Below are 14,900 nucleotides of genomic sequence, written 5' to 3'. Positions count from 1 at the left end.
CCCGCGGAGCCCCCATGTCCCTGCGCCTGCCCCATGTCCTGCTGTGCACGCTGCTCGCGCTCGCCGCGCCGCCGGTGCTGGCGAACGCCACCACCGCCCCGGCCTCGATGACCCGGGCGCAACAGCTGGTGGTGGTCACCACCGGCGGCTGGGACGACACCCAGGGCCGGCTGCAGACCTTCGAACGCGATGGACAGGGCTGGAAACCGGCCGCGCCGGCGTTCGCCGTGGCGATCGGCAAGCACGGCAGCGCCTGGGGCGAGGGCCTGTTCCCCGCCCAGCACGAGGGTCCGCAGAAGCGCGAGGGCGATGGCCGCAGCCCGGCCGGGCTCTACGGCATCGGCGAGGCCTTCGGCTACGCGCCGTCGGCCGACACCCGGCTGCGCTATGAGCAGATGCAGGCCTCGAGCTGGTGCGTGGACGTGCCGGACTCGCCGCTCTACAACCGGATCGTCGACGAACGCCAGGTCGGCGCGCAGGCGGTCCAGGGCGCCAGCGAGCACATGCGGCTGGACCTGCACAACGACGGCGATCCGCGCTACGCCCGCGGCTTCGTGATCGAACACAACACCAAGGCCACGCCGGGCGCGGGCAGCTGCATCTTCGCCCACCTGTGGCGCAAGCCCGGCGAGGCGACCGCCGGCTGCACGGCCATGGCGCCGGCCAGCATGGCGGCGCTGCAGGCGTGGCTGGATCCGGCGCGGCAGCCGCTGTTCGTGCTGTTGCCCAGGCCCGAGTACCAACGCCTGCAGCAGGCCTGGTCGCTCCCGCCGCTGCCCCCGGGCGCGCAGCCGTGAGCGTCGCGCCGACGCCCGCGCAGGGCACGCTGGTCCGCGCGGTCAGCCGCTGGCAGATCGTTGGGCTGTCGATCAACGACGTCATCGGCAGCGGCATCTATCTGCTGCCCGCGGCCACGGTCGCGCTGATGGGCCCCCTGAGCCTGTGGGCGGTATTGCTGGCCGGCGTGGCGGTGGCGCTGCTGGTGCTGTGCTACGCGCAGGCGGCGAGCTACTTCGACCAGCCGGGCGGCAGCTATCTCTACGCCCGCGAGGCCTTCGGCCGCTACGCGGGCTTCCAGGTCGGCTGGATGATCTGGCTCACGCGCATCAGTTCGGCCGCGGCGCTGGGCAACGGCCTGGCCGATGCGGTCTCGCGCTTCTGGCCGGCGGCGGCCAGCGGCGGCGGGCGCCTGCTGGTGGTGATCGGCTCGCTGGGCCTGCTGACCGCGATCAACGTGATCGGCGTGCGCTCGGCCGCGCGCACCGGCGTGGCGCTGGTGATCGGCAAGCTGGTGCCGCTGCTGCTGTTCGTGGTCGTCGGCCTGTTCTACATGGACTGGTCGCTGGCCTTCGCCGGCACTGCGCCGGACCTGCGCGACCTGCCCAACCTGGGCCAGGCGGCCTTGCTGCTGCTGTTCGCCTATGCCGGCTTCGAGAACATCCCGGCCGCCGCTGGCGAGTTCCGCAACCCGCGCCGCGACGTGCCCTTCGCGCTGATCACGATGATCGCGCTGGTGACGCTGATCTACGCCGCGGTGCAGGTGGTGGCGATGGGCACCCTGCCCGGCCTGGCCCAGTCGGCCACACCGCTGGCCGATGCGGCCGCGCGCTTCGGCGGCGAGGGCCTGGCGCTGGTGCTGACGGTGGGCGCGGTGATCTCGATCCTGGGCACCACCAGCAACACGGTGATGCTGGGGCCGCGCTTCCTGTTCGCGCTGGCGCAGGACGGCTTCGGTCCGAAGTTCCTGGCCGGCGTCCATCCGCGCTTCCGCACGCCGGCCGCGGCGATCATCGTGCAGGGCGTGCTGTCGGTGGCGCTGGCGCTGTCGGGCTCGTTCGAGAAGCTCGCCCTGCTGTCGATGGTCACGCGTCTGCTGGCCTACATCGGCACCGCGGCGGCGGTGCTGGTGCTGGCGCGCAGGCATCGCGACAACCCCAATGCCCTGCGCCTGCCCGGCGGTCCGCTGATCCCCGTGCTGGCGCTGCTGCTCACCCTGGGCCTGCTGTGCAGCGCCAGCCTGTCCAACCTGCTGGCGGTCGGCGTGGCGATGGTGGTGGGGACCGTGATCTACCTGTTTCCGCGCAAGGCCTGAAGAAGGGCGGGCTGCCCTGTGGCCTATCAGCTCGTGGCGGGGCTTTCCAGGTAGAGCCCCATCGCCGCCATGGCGGCTCCCACCAAGGCGACCCGCACCTCGCGTTATGCGCAGCCTTCGACGTAGTCGATCTGCGGCGGCAGGCCCACGCGCCAGCTGGTGACCACGCCGTCGGCGCCGGTCTCGAAGACCAGCTTCGCCCCGCCCTGGCCGTCCACGCTGAGGTACTTGCCGCCTTCGACATACTTGTGCGGCATCGACTGCAGCTTGTCGCCGTACAGCGCGCGCAGCGCGGCCTCGTCCATGCCGACCTTGCCGCCGCCGGGCGCGGTTTCCCTGGAGGTGGTCACGTCGTAGCGGACGAAGTGATCGCCCTCGATCATGAAGGCCACGTCGGCCTTGTCGGTGGCCCACTTGGGCGTGAGCTGGTAGCAGGCGCCGCCCTCGGAGGGCGTGCTGCTGTTGAGCTCGCCGCCCCAGGCCTGGCGCGCGGCGTCGGCGGTGCTGCCCAGCTTCAGATCGCCATAGCCCTGCCAGGTGGCCGGCACGTCGGCGTCCTGGGCGGGTTGCGACGAGGCGGCCGGCTGCGAGGCCTGCGCCGGCGCGGAGGCCTGCGGCGTGGACTGGGCCGGGGCGCTGGACTGCGGCGCATCGGCCGGCTTGCACGCGGCCAGGGCGAGGGCCAGCGCGGCGGTCAGGGGCAGCAGGGATTTCATGCGGGCAGGCTCCTCGAAGGCGGAATCGATCCGCCCCAGCCTAGCCGGCGCCGGTGAATCGCACGCAAACCCGGACCTGGCGCGCACTTGCGCGCATGCGGCCGCATCGTGTCACCACCGCTTCATCGGGGCGGCGGAGGCTGCACGCGCATCCCTTCCGGACCGACCCGCATGCGCCCGCGCAAGACCGACCAGGCCCACGCCGCCCTGCAGACTCACCGCGCGGGCCTGGACATGCGCCAGCGGCGCGTGCTGATCCTGGCCGACGGCCAGCGCAGCCTGGAGACCCTGACCGCCCTGCTGGGCGCGGACACGCCGCTGCACGTGGCCGCGCTGGTCCGCGCCGGCTACCTGGGCGTGGAACCCGAAAGCGCTTCGCAGCCGTCGCCCGCGCAGGCCGTGCCCGTGCCGGGCGCTGCACCCGGGCCGATCGCCGCGCCCGCTCCGCACCGCCGCTCAATGGTCGCCGCGCGCCTCTACCTGCTGGGCATGCTCGAACTGCAGCGCCATCCCGAGGCCCAGGGCATGCACACCCGTCTGCAGCGCGCGGCCGACGATGAGCAGGCGGTGCGGACCATGCGCGAGGCGCTGCAGGTGCTGCCGGCCCTGACTTCCCCCGGCTACGTCCAGCGCATCGCCGACCGCCTGCGCGAAGTGCTGCCCGAGGCGCACCTGCACGCGCTGGAAGCCCTGGCGCCGCCCGACCAGGCCCGTGTCAGCCCGGCGGCTGGAAGTTACGCCTCAGGCCCGCCCAGCACTGCTGGTAGTCGCGCTGGCGGTGCGCGGCCTCCATCGCCTGACGCGTGGGCCGCAGCACCGCACGCGTCTCGAACATGAAGGCCATCGTGTCGGTGACCACGTCCGGCCTGGAGAGGTCCGCATGCGAGGCCTTCTCGAAGGTCGCCGCATCCGGCCCGTGCCCGGTCATGCCGTTGTGCAGCGACGCCCCACCCGGCGCGAAGCCCTCGGCCTTGGCGTCGTAGGCACCGTGCACCAGGCCCATGAACTCGCTGGCCACGTTGCGGTGGAACCACGGCGGGCGGAAGGTGTCCTGCGCCACCAGCCAGCGCGGCGGGAAGATCACGAAGTCCAGGTTGGCCGTGCCCGGCGTGTCGCTGGGCGAGGTCAGCACGGTGAAGATCGACGGATCGGGATGGTCGAAGCTGATCGAGCCGATCGTGTTGAACCGGCGCAGATCGTAGCGATACGGGGCGCCGTTGCCGTGCCAGGCGACCACATCCAGCGGACTGTGGCCGATGGCCGCGCGCCACAGGTGGCCCTGGAACTTGGCGATCAGTTCGAACTCGCCCTCGATGTCCTCGAAGGCGGCCACCGGCGTCTCGAAGTCGCGCGGATTGGCCAGGCCGTTGGAGCCGATCGGCCCCAGCTCGGGCAGGCGCAGCGGCGCGCCGAAGTTCTCGCACATGTAGCCGCGCGCCTGGCCATCGGGCAGTGTCACCGCGAAGCGCACGCCGCGTGGGATCACCGCGATCTGCTGCGGCTCCAGCTCGATCACGCCGAACTCGGTGGCCAGCCGCAGCCGGCCCTGCTGCGGGACGATCAGCAGTTCGGCATCGGCGTCGTAGAACCAGCGCCCGGCCATGTCGCGGTTGGCGGCGTACAGGTGGATGCCCACGCCGTGCTGCGCCTCGGCCGCGCCGTTGCCGGCCATGGTCAGCAGGCCTTCGAGGAAGTCGGTCGGCGCCTCGGGCAGCGGCAGCGGCGACCAGCGCAGCTGGTCCGGGCTGACCGGCCCCTGGCCGAAGCCATTGTGGAAATCCGGCGCCTGCTCGAACAGGGCGAAGCCGCCATGCATCGCCGCCGGGCGGATGCGGTACAGCCAGCTGCGCCGGTTCTGCCCGCGCGGCGCGGTGAACGCCGTGCCCGACAGCTGCTCGGCGTACAGCCCGAACGCGACCTGCTGCGGCGAATTGCGCCCCACCGGCAAGGCCCCGGCGATCGCCTCGCTGGCGAACTCGTTGCCGAAGCCGGTCATGTACTGCGTCGAATTCATGGACCCACCCACCTTGTTTGCCTCTCGCAGCGCATTAAAGCCCCTCTCCCCCTGGGAGAGGGGTTGGGGTGAGGGTGCGTCCGTAGGCGAAATGCCAGATCGCCTCGACCACCGCCTCAACCTCCAACAACACCTCGTTGTCCCAGAACCGCAGCACGCGCCCCCCCCTGCGCTTCAAGAAACGCCGTGCGTGCAGCATCGCGACCTTGCGAATGCTGGCCACCATCCAGCTCGACGATCATCCTGCGCTCGACGCAGCAGAAGTCCGCGATGTAAGGCGGGATCGGATACTGGCGCCGGAACTTCAGTCCTCCCAGCTGACCGCTGCGTAGCTGCTTCCAGAGCAGCCGCTCGGCATCGGTCATCTCGCGGCGTAAGGCGCGCGCGTAGCGCAGCGTCCGCGTCGGCAGCGGGGGCTTGATGCGTCCTGGCACGGGCAGACGTCCTGTCTGGAAGCTGGCTGGAAGCATAGCGTCGTTCGCCACCTGGACTTCGCCGAACCCTCACCCCAACCCCTCTCCCGCAGGGAGAGGGGCTCAAGCCAAGCCCTACAGCACGCCGCGCCGCATCTGGTCCCGCTCGATGCTCTCGAACAGCGCCTTGAAGTTGCCTTCGCCGAAGCCGTCGTTGCCCTTGCGCTGGATGATCTCGAAGAAGATCGGACCGATCGCGTTCTGGGTGAAGATCTGCAGCAGCTTGCGCTTGCCAGTTTCCGGATCGGCGTCGATCAGGATCTTGTTGCGCGCCAGGCGCTCGACATCCTCGCCATGCTCCGGAATGCGCTGGTCGATCACCTCGAAATACGTCTCCGGCGTATCCAGGAAGTCCACGCCCGCCGCGCGCATCTGCTCGACCGTGGCGTAGATGTCGTCGGTGAAGCAGGCGATGTGCTGGATGCCCTCGCCCTTGTAGGCGTCCAGGTACTCGTTGATCTGCGACTTGGGATCGGACGACTCGTTGAGCGGGATGCGCACCATGCCGTCCGGCGCGGTCATCGCCTTGGACAGCAGCCCGGTCTTGGCGCCCTTGATGTCGAAGTAGCGGATCTCGCGGAAGTTGAACAGCCGCTCGTAGTAATCCGCCCACTGCGCCATGTTGCCCGGGTAGAGGTTGTGGGTCAGGTGGTCGATGAAGGTCAGGCCGAAGCCCTTGGGCATATGCTCCACGCCCGGCAGCCATTCGTAGTCCGGGTCGTGGATGGTGCCGCTGCTGTCGTAGCGGTCGACGATGTACAGCATGCAGCCGCCGATGCCCTTGATCACCGGCGCGGCCACGGCCTTGGTCAGTTCGCGCGGGCCGATCTGCTCGGCGCCGTTCTTCAGCGCCTGCACGCGCGCCCATTCGGCCAGCTTGTTGACCCGGATGGCGAAGCCGCAGGCGCTCGGCCCATGCTCGGCGGCGAAGTCGGCGGCGAAGGAATCCGGGTCCTCGTTGATGAGGAAGGTGCAGTCGTTCTGCCGGTAGGTGCTGATGGCGCGGGTCTTGTGCCGCGCCACCTGAGTGAAGCCGAGCTTGCGGAAGTAGTCGTGCAGCTGCCCGCCCTGGCCGGCGGGGGCGGCGAATTCGACGAATTCGAAGCCGTCGATGCCCATTGGGTTGTCGAACGTGGCAACCTGCGGCTTGGTCTGCGGGGCCTGGATGGAGGGCTGGGCGCTCACGGACATTTCTCCCACCTTGCAAAGGACTTGGCGACAGCATAGTTTCATATGAAACAAGCTGACAAGCCGCACCGCACCATGAAGCAGCCCGATCCACTGCCGCCCGCCCAGCCGCTGACCCTGCAGCTGGAAACCTTCGTGCCCTACCAGCTGAGCGTGCTGTCCAACCGCGTCAGCCAGGCGATTTCCGCCGAGTACTACCGGCGCTTCGGCCTGGTGATGACCGAGTGGCGCACGATGTGCGTGCTCGGCCGCTATCCGGGCCTGTCCGCCGGCGAGGTGGCCGAACAGACGGCGATGGACAAGGTGGCGGTGAGCCGCGCGGTGGCGCGCCTGCTCGAACGCGGCCTGGTCAGCCGCGACATCCACGGCGACGACCGCCGCCGCTCGGTGCTGGCGCTGTCCGAGAAGGGCCGCGACCTGCACGACACGGTGGCTCCGCTGGTGCTCGAGTGCGAGCGCCGCCTGCTCTCGGTGCTGGACGAGTCCGAAGTGGCCCAGCTGCACGCGCTGATGCAGCGCCTGGCCGGCAGCGGCATGGACAACCTGCTGGCCGGGCTGAAGGACGCCCCGGTCAGCCCGGTGTCCTCGGCCGACCGCAACCCGCCGCTGGGCTGAGCCGCCGCCTGACGCCGGTCCTCTCCCGATGGGCGGCGGTCCGGCGGGCGAAGGCAGAAAGCGCTTACCTCGCGCGTCCGTGCCGAGTCCGCCCTCATCGCGTGCAACGGGTGTAGTCGAACGCGATGCGCAGGGGCTTGCCCTGCGGGCCCGGGCCCTCGATCCAGGCGTGCAGGCGGTCGCCTTCGCGTCGATACTCGATCGTGTTGGGGAAATCGTGCGCGGCGTTGCCGAAGCGGATCCATCCGGCGCCGCTGGCCACCCTGGGGAACACGGTCGCCGCATCGCCGTTGGGCTGGACGCGCATGGCCTGGCCCGCGCCATCGCCCACGATGCGCATGAACTCGAACGACTGCGTCGTGCCGCCCTTGCTGGTCCGCGAGAGCCCGATCAACTCGCCGCCCACGGGCGCCAGCCACGTCTCCTCGATGACACGCCCGGCCTCGCCCCCGCACCAGTGGCCGGACAGCCATCCCAGGTCCGGCGCGACGGCCTGCGCCGCAGGCACGCACATCGCCGAGCCGATCGCCAGCACCGCCTTCGCCATCCGCATGTCGCGTCCCCTTCAGGAAGATGCGGCGACCTTAGCGACGGCGCCGCGGCGATGCTTGTAAAAACGCGCACGACCCTGTTCGATGCCCGGCCATGGACTACGCCGAACACGCGCCGCCGCCGGCGCTGCGCCGCTACGTGGACTGCCTCTGGGAACTGCGCGACGACGCCCCCGATGCGGCCGTCCAGACCGTCTACCCGGACGGGCGCTGCGAACTGCTGGCCGAACTCGGCGTGCCCCTGCGCTTCCACGGCACCGATGGCCAGCTGCGGGCGGACCAGGCGTTCTGCTTCGCCGCCCAGCAGCGGGGCCCCATCCGCCTGCAGGCCACCGGCCCGGTGCACTGCATCGGCGTGCGCCTGACCGCCGCCGCCAGCGGCCTGGTGGCCGGCGCGCGACTGCCGGGCCTGCGCGAACAGGCGCCCGATCTGTACACCCTGGACGCTGCGTTCGCGAGCCGCTTCGAACAGGCGGCCCGCACCAGCGCGCGGGAGGGGACGCAGCAGCCGCTGTGGGACCTGCTGCAGGTCTGGTGCGCCGGCTTCGTCATGGACGCACTGGCCGAACAGGCCGCCGCGCTGCTGGACGCCGCCGAGGGCGATGTGCGCATGACCGCGCTCGCCGATCGCCTGCGCGTCTCGCTGCGCGCGCTGCAAACGCGCTTCCTGGCGGCGGTCGGCCTGACGCCGAAGGAGTACGCCAGGGTGCGACGGCTGCAGGCCCTGCTGCGCACGCTGGATGGCGAGGGGTCGCCCATCGCCGAGGCCGCGGCGCGCCACGGCTACAGCGATCAGGCGCACGCCACCCACGACCTGGCGCGGCTCACCGGGATGACGCCGGCGCGGCTGGTGCGCGCATTGCGTGGCGATCGCGATGGCGCCGATGCGGTGCGGCTGGCGGCCGCCTTCGTCCGCGGGCACGCCAGCGCCTGAAGCATGCCGCCTGCCGCGCCACACGCGGCGACGGCCCGGGCCGCCGCCGCGCGAAGCGAACCGGCGGCTTACTTCACCCCGTGCATCAGCTTGTTGACCAGCGGCGCGATCAGGAACAGCGCCACGCCGAAGCCGGTGAGGATCCAGAAGCCCATCGTGTAGGCGTGCTGCGCCGAGGCCACGGTCATGCCGCCCTCGCCGCTGACCAGCCCGGCGAAGATGCCCGAGAGGTTGTTGCCGATGCCGGTGGACAGGAACCAGCCCCCCATGCCGAAGCCGACCAGCCGCACCGGGGCCAGCTTGGTCACCATCGACAGGCCGATCGGCGACAGGCACAGCTCGCCCACCGACTGCAGCACGTAGACCATGAACAAGGTCCAGAACGGGATCTTGCCGGCGTCGCTGACCAGGGTGGACAGCGCGAACATCAGCAGCAGGAAGGCCGAGCCGTTGAACAGCAGGCCCAGGCCGAACTTGCGCGGGATGGACGGATTGAAGCGCCCCAGGCGCACCCACAGCCAGGCGATGACCGGCGCCAGGGTGATGATGGCGATGGAGTTGACCGACTGGAACCACGCGGTCGGGAAGGTCCAGTCGCCGAACTGGCGGTTGACGATCTCGTCGGCCAGGAAGGTGAAGCTGCTGCCGGCCTGTTCGAAGAAGCACCAGAACAGCACGTTGAACAGGAAGATGATCAGCATGGCGATCACGCGGTCGCGCTGGACCTTGCCCTCGCGCACGCCCTCGACCAGCAGCAGCACCGCCAGCGCGATGAACATCACGCCCAGCACCCAGGCCAGCGCGGTGGCGCCCATCGCCAGCAGGAAGTAGACGACCGGCACGGCGACCACGCAGCCCAACGCCACCAGCCAGGTGCGTCCCATGCCCTGGGCGTCGGCCGGCGGCGTGCCGATCCCGCCCAGGCCGCGGCGGCCGACGTAGAACCACACCAGCGACACCAGCATGCCCACGCCCGAGGCGATGAACACCATCTTGTAGGACGGCATGGCCTGGGTGCCGAAGACCCGCTCGGCCAGGTACTGGGTCAGCACCGGCGCGATCATCGCGCCGATGTTGATGCCCATGTAGAAGATGGTGAAGCCCGAATCGCGACGCTCGTCCTTCAGCCCGTAGAGCTTGCCGACCATGGTCGAGATGTTGGGCTTGAACAGGCCGTTGCCGACGATGATGGTCGACAGGCCCAGCTGGAACACCTGGTGATTGGGCACCGAGATCAGGAACAGGCCCGCGGCCATCACTACCGCGCCGAGCAGGATCGAGCGCTGGTAGCCGATCACCCGGTCGGCGATATAGCCGCCGAAGATCGCCGCGGCGTAGACCAGCGCCAGGTAGGCGCCGTAGGTGCGGCTGGCATCGGCCTGGCCCGAGGCATCGCCGCCGAAGAACTGCGCCACGATGTACAGGACCAGGGCCCAGCGGATGCCGTAGAACGCGAAGCGCTCCCAGAACTCGGTCATGAACAGCATCCACAACGGTCGCGGATGCCCCATCAGGTTATCGAAGACGGGCGGATCGCCGGCAAGCGGCGGAACGGGTTCGAGCGTGGGCGACTTGGCCTCGGCAGTCATGCGTCAGATTCCCCTCTTGAATCGTGCGTAGACAAAAAAACGCCCCGCGCGGGGGACGGCGCAGGATCGCCGCAGCCGGGCCTTTGCGTCAAATGAAACCAATCGCGCCGGTTTCAGGCTGACGGGCTTGTCAGCCCCACCACCGTGCGCACCTGGAACAGCTCCGGGAAGAACTCCAGCTCCAGGGCCTGCTTGAGAAACCCCACCCCCGAGGAGCCGCCGGTGCCGCGCTTGAAGCCGATCACCCGCATCACCGTGCGCATGTGGCGGAAGCGCCACAGCTGGAATTGCGTCTCCAGATCGACGAAGTCCTCGGCCAGCGAATACTCGCGCCAGTAGCGGTCGGTATCGGCGTAGATGCGCTCGAACATCGGCAGCAGCGCCTCGTCGCGCACGTGCGCGTGGCTGAAGTCGCGCTCCAGGTGCTGGGCCGGCACCGCATGGCCGAAGCGCGCCAGGTAGCGCAGGAACTCCTCGTACAGGCTTGGCGCCTCCAGCGCGGCGGCCAGCGACCGCTGCCCGGCCGGATCGTGCGAGAACACCTTGAGCATCGCCGCGTTCTTGTTGCCCAGCATGAACTCCAGCTGCCGGTACTGCAGCGACTGGAAGCCCGAGGACGGGCCCAGCACGTCGCGGAAGCCCATGTATTCCGACGGCGTCAGCGTCTCCAGCACCGACCACTGCTCGGTCAGCTGGCGCAGCACCTGCTTGGCCCGCGCCAGCACCTTGCGCGTCTGCCAGACCTCGTCGCGCCGCAGGTGGCCGATGGCCGCGCTCAGCTCGTGGATCATCAGCTTCATCCACAGCTCGGAGACCTGGTGCTGGACGATGAACAGCATCTCGTCGTGGTGCGGCGGCGCCGACAGCGGCTGCTGCGCGGCGAGCAGCTGGTCCAGGCGCAGGTAGCCGCCATAGGTCGTGCGACCGGCCAGGTCGGTGTGGATGCCGTCTTCCAGCGGCCGCTGGTTGTCCTGGATCTGCATGCGTTCGGCCATCCCGAGGGGAGCGGCATGGTAGCGCCCGCGTCGGCGGGCATGGCCGGATGCCGCCGTGTCGCGGGCGGTGGCTGTCATGCAATTTACTCAGGCTTCGTTCATAGTCCGGGCGTGGGCCGGGGGCAGACCGGCCCCGTCCCCCGAAGCCTTGCCATGGAGAAGCCGTCGATGACGACGCGTTGGTCGCGCCTGCTGGCGCTTGCGATGTTGGGACTGGGCAGCGCGCAGATCGCGCAGGCCCAGGTGGTCATCAGCCAGGTCTACGGCGGCGGCGGCAACAACGGCGCCACCTACACCAACGACTTCATCGAACTGCACAACACCGGCACGGCCGCGGTGGACCTGTCCGGCTACAGCGTGCAGTACGCCAGCGCCACCGGCACCAGCTGGGCGGTCACCGCGCTGAGCGGCAGCCTGCCCGCGGGCGGCTACTACCTGGTGCAGGAAGCCAAGGGCACCGGCGGCAGCACTGCGCTGCCCACGCCGGACGCCAGCGGCAACATCGCCATGTCCGGCACCGCCGGCAAGGTCGCCCTGGTGTCCAGCGCCACCGCGCTCAGCGGCGCCTGCCCGAGCGGGGCGGTGGACCTGGTCGGCTTCGGCGGCACGGCCAGCTGCTACGAGGGCAGCGGCCCCACCCCGGCGCCGAGCAACACCCTGGCGGTGCTGCGCGCCGGCGATGGCTGCACCGACGGCAACGACAACGCCACCGATTTCGCCACCGGCGCCCCGACCCCGCGCAACCGCGCCAGCGCCGCGGTGATCTGCGGCGCGGCCGGCACGCCGGTGCTGTCGATCGCCGATGCCTCGGGCGACGAGGGCGCGGGCCCGCTGGTGTTCACCCTGACCCTGAGCCAGCCGGCGCCGTCCGGCGGCATCGCGGTGGACTACGCCACGGCCGACGGCACCGCCACCGCCGGCAGCGACTATGTCGCCAGCAGCGGCCGCGTCACCCTCGCCGCGGGCCAGACCAGCGCGACGGTCTCCATCACGCTCATCGACGACAGCGTCACCGAGGCCGACGAGACCTTCAGCCTCAATCTCTCCAACCTGTCCGGCGCGGCGCTGCTGGGCACGGCCAAGGCCACCGGCACCATCGTCAACGACGATCTGTCGCTGACCGCCATCCACGACATCCAGGGCGCGGGCATCGAATCGCCGCGCAAGGGCGCGCTGGTCTACACCACCGGCATCGTCACCGCGGTCAAGAACGTCGGCTTCTGGATCCAGACGCCCGACGCCGAGGTCGACGGCGACCCGGCCACCTCCGAAGGCCTGTACGTCTACACCGGCAGCACGCGCCCGGCCGCGGCCGTGGTCGGCAACCTGGTGCGCGTGTCCGGCACGGTGCAGGAGTACGTGCCCAGCGCCGATCCCTACCAGCGCCCGCTGACCGAACTCAGCGGCGCGGTCACCGCCACGGCGCTGGCCACCGGCCAGGCGCTGCCGGCGCCGATCCCGCTGGATGCCGCGATGCTCACCGCCGGCGGCGGCCTGGACCAGCTGGAGCGCTTCGAAGGCATGCGCGTCACCGTGCCGCGCCTGCGCGTGGTCGGCCCGACCGGCGGCTTCACCAACGAAGTCAACGCCACCGGGACCACCGACGGCCAGTTCTACGCCGTGATCGGCGACACCGCGCGCCCGTTCCGCGAGCCGGGCATCGAGGCGCCCACGCCGGTCTCCGGCACGATCCCGCAGTGGGACGGCAATCCGGAGATCCTGACCATTGACAGCGACACCCTGGGCGGGGCGAGCACCGCGCTTGACCTGGCCGCCGGTGCCGTCGTCACCGGCATGACCGGCCCGCTGGACTACAGCTATCGCCACTACGTCCTGGTGCGCGACCCGAGCGTGGCGGTGGAGACCGTCTCCGGCCCGGGCCCGACGCCGGCGCGCGCCCCGAACGCCAACGAGTTCACCGTGGCCGGCTACAACATGGAGCGCTTCTTCGACACCACGGCCGACGGCAACGGCGCGCCCACGCTGACGCCCTCCGCGTTTGCCAACCGCCTGTCCAAGGCCTCGGTCGCCATCCGCGACTACCTGCACCTGCCCGACATCCTGGCGGTGGTGGAGATGGAGAACCTGGCCACGCTGCAGAAGGTGGCCGACAAGGTCAACGCCGATGCGGTGGCGCAGGGCCTGGCCGATCCGCAGTACGTGCCCTACCTCCAGGAAGGCAACGACGTGGGCGGCATCGACGTCGGCTTCCTGGTCAAGACCGCCACGGTCGGTTCCAGCGTGGCGCGCGTGGAGGTCTCCGGCGTGACCCAGTACGGCAAGGACACCACCTGGACCGAGCCCTCCGGCGCCACCAGCCTGCTCAACGACCGCCCGCCGCTGGCGCTGGAGGCGGTGGTGCACTGGGCCGACGGCCGCCGCTTCCCGATCACCGTGATCGCCGTGCATCAGCGCTCGCTCAACGGCGCCGACACGCTCGACGCCGCCGGTGAACGCGTGCGCGCCAAGCGCCAGGCGCAGGCGGTGTTCCTGGCGAACCTGATCCAGGGCCTGCAGACCGACGATCCGGAGCGTCGCATCACCGTGCTGGGCGACTTCAACGCCTTCCAGTTCAACGACGGCTACGTCGATGCGCTGGGCACCATCACCGGCGTGCCCAGCCCCGATGCGCAGACCCTGGTGACCGGCGATGGCGCCGACCTGGTCAATCCGGACCTGACCAACCTGGGCGAACTGCTCGCGGCCGGCCAGAACTACTCCTACACCTTCGGCGGCAGCGCGCAGACGCTGGACCACGTGCTGGTCAACGACGCGCTGGTGCTGGCCACCACCGCCTTCGGCATGGACCACGCGCGCATCAACGCCGATTTCCCGGAAGTCGCGCGCAACGATGCGACCTCGCCGGCGCGGCTGTCCGACCACGATCCGGTGGTGGCCTACTTCGAACTGGCGCCCAAGGCCGACCTGGCCGTCACCGCCACGGCCGACGCCGCCAGCGTCGTCGCCGGCCAGCCGCTGCACTACACGGTGAACGTGCGCAACCAGGGACCGGAGGCCGCCAACGCCCCGGGCGTGGGCTTCTCGCTGGCCGGCGCGTTGCCGGACATGACCGTGGCCGCGCCCGCCGGCTGGAGCTGCGACGCGGCGCAGGTGGCCGACGGCATGACCTCGGTGGCCTGCAACACTGCCACGCTGGACAACGCCGGCGCGGCCGACTTCGGCGTCAGCGCGACCTCGGTGGCCGGCCAGGCCGGCGGCAGCGCCACCCTGGCGGTGGCCGCGACCTCGCAGACCTTCGACCCGGACAGCAGCAACAACCAGGCCGTGGCCAACGTGCAGGTCACCGCGCCGCCGACCGCCGACGTGTCGGTGTCCATCGAGGGCCCGACGACCATCCGCGCGCCGCAGTTCTACACGCGCTACGTGGTGCGCGTGGCCAATGCCGGCCAGCCGGCGGCCAACGCGCAGGTGCTGATCGACGGCAACACGCTGAACCTGCTGTCGCTGATCGATCCGCCGCGCGGCTGGAGCTGCCGGCGCGAGGGCTCGCTGCGCGACACCCGGCTGCGCTGCGTCTCCGGCGCGCCGCTGGCCAACGGCGCGCAGGCGGCGTTCACGCTGTGGACGACCACCGGCACGGCGCGGCGCGGATCCACGGTGCAGGTCGATGCCACCGTGTCGACCAGCTCGACCGAGAACGACACGTCCAACAACGGCACACGGTTTTCCACCGCGGTCAGGTAAGTCGGCGACACATCCAGGCAAAAACCCA

The 14,900-nt window shown here is 70.5% G+C and carries 11 protein-coding genes and 1 pseudogene; 5 read left to right on the top strand and 7 right to left on the bottom strand.

Annotated features, from left to right (window positions below; all coding sequences use genetic code 11):
- Positions 1-14 precede the first annotated feature (14 nt).
- Both LAJ50_RS03085 and LAJ50_RS03080 read left to right on the top strand, forming a co-directional pair.
- Complete coding sequence (locus LAJ50_RS03085; protein ID WP_138651688.1) at positions 15-797, top strand: hypothetical protein; 783 nt, start codon at positions 15-17, stop codon at positions 795-797.
- The gene (locus tag LAJ50_RS03080; RefSeq protein WP_138651690.1) at positions 794-2,092 is read left to right on the top strand and encodes an APC family permease; all 1,299 of its coding nucleotides are present in this window, start codon (positions 794-796) and stop codon (positions 2,090-2,092) included. Before LAJ50_RS03085 ends, LAJ50_RS03080 begins: the two co-directional genes overlap by 4 nt.
- A 104-nt stretch (positions 2,093-2,196) precedes the next feature.
- On the opposite strand, the gene LAJ50_RS03075 is transcribed toward LAJ50_RS03080, so the two are convergent.
- The 4 genes and pseudogenes from LAJ50_RS03075 to hppD all read right to left on the bottom strand — a co-directional run bounded on the left by LAJ50_RS03075 (position 2,197) and on the right by hppD (position 6,480).
- Positions 2,197-2,808 carry a lectin gene (locus LAJ50_RS03075; RefSeq protein ID WP_138651692.1) on the bottom strand — a complete coding sequence of 204 codons (612 nt, stop codon included), beginning with the start codon at positions 2,806-2,808 and terminating at the stop codon, positions 2,197-2,199.
- A 715-nt stretch (positions 2,809-3,523) separates the two neighbouring features.
- Positions 3,524-4,822 carry a homogentisate 1,2-dioxygenase gene (gene hmgA / locus LAJ50_RS03065; RefSeq protein ID WP_138651694.1) on the bottom strand — a complete coding sequence of 433 codons (1,299 nt, stop codon included), beginning with the start codon at positions 4,820-4,822 and terminating at the stop codon, positions 3,524-3,526.
- A 34-nt stretch (positions 4,823-4,856) separates the two neighbouring features.
- Positions 4,857-5,187 (bottom strand): annotated as a pseudogene (locus LAJ50_RS03060) (endonuclease domain-containing protein).
- A 183-nt stretch (positions 5,188-5,370) separates the two neighbouring features.
- Complete coding sequence (gene hppD / locus LAJ50_RS03055; protein ID WP_138651830.1) at positions 5,371-6,480, bottom strand: 4-hydroxyphenylpyruvate dioxygenase; 1,110 nt, start codon at positions 6,478-6,480, stop codon at positions 5,371-5,373.
- 48 nt (positions 6,481-6,528) lie between these two features.
- Between hppD and LAJ50_RS03050 the strand changes: the two genes are divergently transcribed.
- The gene (locus LAJ50_RS03050) at positions 6,529-7,098 is read left to right on the top strand and encodes a MarR family winged helix-turn-helix transcriptional regulator (RefSeq protein ID WP_130550484.1); all 570 of its coding nucleotides are present in this window, start codon (positions 6,529-6,531) and stop codon (positions 7,096-7,098) included.
- Between the two features lie 94 nt (positions 7,099-7,192).
- Here LAJ50_RS03050 and LAJ50_RS03045 read toward each other — a convergent pair whose 3' ends face one another.
- The gene (locus LAJ50_RS03045; RefSeq protein WP_130550483.1) at positions 7,193-7,651 is read right to left on the bottom strand and encodes a DUF6265 family protein; all 459 of its coding nucleotides are present in this window, start codon (positions 7,649-7,651) and stop codon (positions 7,193-7,195) included.
- A 92-nt stretch (positions 7,652-7,743) separates the two neighbouring features.
- Between LAJ50_RS03045 and LAJ50_RS03040 the strand changes: the two genes are divergently transcribed.
- Entirely contained in the window at positions 7,744-8,583 is an 840-nt protein-coding gene (locus tag LAJ50_RS03040) for a helix-turn-helix transcriptional regulator (RefSeq protein WP_130550482.1), read from the top strand.
- A gap of 68 nt (positions 8,584-8,651) precedes the next feature.
- Here the strand turns inward: LAJ50_RS03040 and LAJ50_RS03035 are convergent, their stop codons facing one another.
- On the bottom strand, positions 8,652-10,172 hold the full coding sequence (locus tag LAJ50_RS03035) for a peptide MFS transporter (RefSeq protein WP_130550481.1): 1,521 nt from the start codon (positions 10,170-10,172) through the stop codon (positions 8,652-8,654).
- A 113-nt stretch (positions 10,173-10,285) separates the two neighbouring features.
- The gene (locus LAJ50_RS03030) at positions 10,286-11,155 is read right to left on the bottom strand and encodes a tryptophan 2,3-dioxygenase family protein (protein WP_130550984.1); all 870 of its coding nucleotides are present in this window, start codon (positions 11,153-11,155) and stop codon (positions 10,286-10,288) included.
- 216 nt (positions 11,156-11,371) lie between these two features.
- On the opposite strand from LAJ50_RS03030, the gene LAJ50_RS03025 reads away from it, so the two are divergent.
- Positions 11,372-14,872: a Calx-beta domain-containing protein gene (locus LAJ50_RS03025; RefSeq protein ID WP_224096539.1), complete on the top strand. Its 3,501-nt coding sequence runs from the start codon at positions 11,372-11,374 to the stop codon at positions 14,870-14,872.
- Positions 14,873-14,900 lie beyond the last annotated feature (28 nt).

This window comes from Pseudoxanthomonas sp. X-1, from assembly GCF_020042665.1.
Taxonomy (GTDB): domain Bacteria; phylum Pseudomonadota; class Gammaproteobacteria; order Xanthomonadales; family Xanthomonadaceae; genus Pseudoxanthomonas_A; species Pseudoxanthomonas_A spadix_A.
Note: the sequence above shows the minus strand (reverse complement) of the source record. Positions and strands in the feature narration are given on the sequence as shown.

Excerpts from the sequence above, each read along its gene's own strand:
- LAJ50_RS03050 (WP_130550484.1), top strand. The coding sequence starts at position 6,529 with ATGAAACAAGCTGACAAGCCGCACCGCACCATGAAGCAGCCCGATCCA.
- LAJ50_RS03040 (WP_130550482.1), top strand. The coding sequence starts at position 7,744 with ATGGACTACGCCGAACACGCGCCGCCGCCGGCGCTGCGCCGCTACGTG.
- LAJ50_RS03035 (WP_130550481.1), bottom strand. The coding sequence starts at position 10,172 with ATGACTGCCGAGGCCAAGTCGCCCACGCTCGAACCCGTTCCGCCGCTT.
- hmgA (WP_138651694.1), bottom strand. The coding sequence starts at position 4,822 with ATGAATTCGACGCAGTACATGACCGGCTTCGGCAACGAGTTCGCCAGC.
- LAJ50_RS03085 (WP_138651688.1), top strand. The coding sequence starts at position 15 with ATGTCCCTGCGCCTGCCCCATGTCCTGCTGTGCACGCTGCTCGCGCTC.
- LAJ50_RS03075 (WP_138651692.1), bottom strand. The coding sequence starts at position 2,808 with ATGAAATCCCTGCTGCCCCTGACCGCCGCGCTGGCCCTCGCCCTGGCC.
- LAJ50_RS03025 (WP_224096539.1), top strand. The coding sequence starts at position 11,372 with ATGTTGGGACTGGGCAGCGCGCAGATCGCGCAGGCCCAGGTGGTCATC.
- LAJ50_RS03030 (WP_130550984.1), bottom strand. The coding sequence starts at position 11,155 with ATGCAGATCCAGGACAACCAGCGGCCGCTGGAAGACGGCATCCACACC.
- LAJ50_RS03045 (WP_130550483.1), bottom strand. The coding sequence starts at position 7,651 with ATGCGGATGGCGAAGGCGGTGCTGGCGATCGGCTCGGCGATGTGCGTG.